Origin of the sequence: Rhizobium sullae (assembly GCF_900169785.1) — a bacterium.
In the GTDB taxonomy this organism is placed as follows: Bacteria; Pseudomonadota; Alphaproteobacteria; order Rhizobiales; family Rhizobiaceae; genus Rhizobium; species Rhizobium sullae.
Map to the genome: position 1 here is coordinate 1 of NZ_FWER01000194.1, position 627 is coordinate 627.

The 627-nt window shown below is 60.5% G+C and carries 1 protein-coding gene and 1 pseudogene; both read left to right on the top strand.

What is annotated here, in order from left to right:
- On the top strand, positions 1 to 244 hold a 244-nt coding region (locus BN1800_RS43570; RefSeq protein ID WP_143534279.1), incomplete at its 5' end, for an ATP-binding cassette domain-containing protein.
- Positions 162 to 518 (top strand): annotated as a pseudogene (locus tag BN1800_RS39730) (ATP-binding cassette domain-containing protein); the annotation flags it as partial. The gene BN1800_RS43570 and the pseudogene BN1800_RS39730, both read left to right, overlap by 83 nt.
- Positions 519 to 627: the final 109 nt, after the last annotated feature.

Below are 627 nucleotides of genomic sequence, written 5' to 3' on the forward strand. Positions count from 1 at the left end.
GCTCGCGCGCCATCCGCATCAGCTCTCCGGTGGCCAGAAGCAGCGCGTTTGTATCGCTCGCGCCTTGTTGGCAGAGCCCGAGATCGTCGTCGCGGACGAGCCGACGTCGGCGCTCGACGTCTCGGTTCAAGCGGAGATCGTCAAGCTCCTGAAGGATACCATTGNTCGCGCGCCATCCGCATCAGCTCTCCGGTGGCCAGAAGCAGCGCGTTTGTATCGCTCGCGCCTTGTTGGCAGAGCCTGAGATCATCGTCGCGGACGAGCCGACGTCGGCGCTCGACGTCTCGGTTCAAGCGGAGATCGTCAAGCTCCTGAAGGATACCATTGCCGAGCGAGATATGACGATGGTCTTCATCTCCCATGACCTCGCCATCGTCCAGCAGATGTGCAGCTCCGTCTACATTTTCAGAGACGGGCGGGTCGTGGATTACGGGTCTTCGGAGTTCATCTTCTCGCGGTCCGACAATCCCTACACCCGCACACTCATCAACGCCCGCCCCCATCGGTTCACATGCTGAGCGGTGCGGCGCCTCTCAATAACCGGGTCCCACCGGAACAGCCAGATATTCGAACGGGTGGCGCGCATCGCCACAGAAGGTCACTTCATGAATAACAGGTTCACATTGG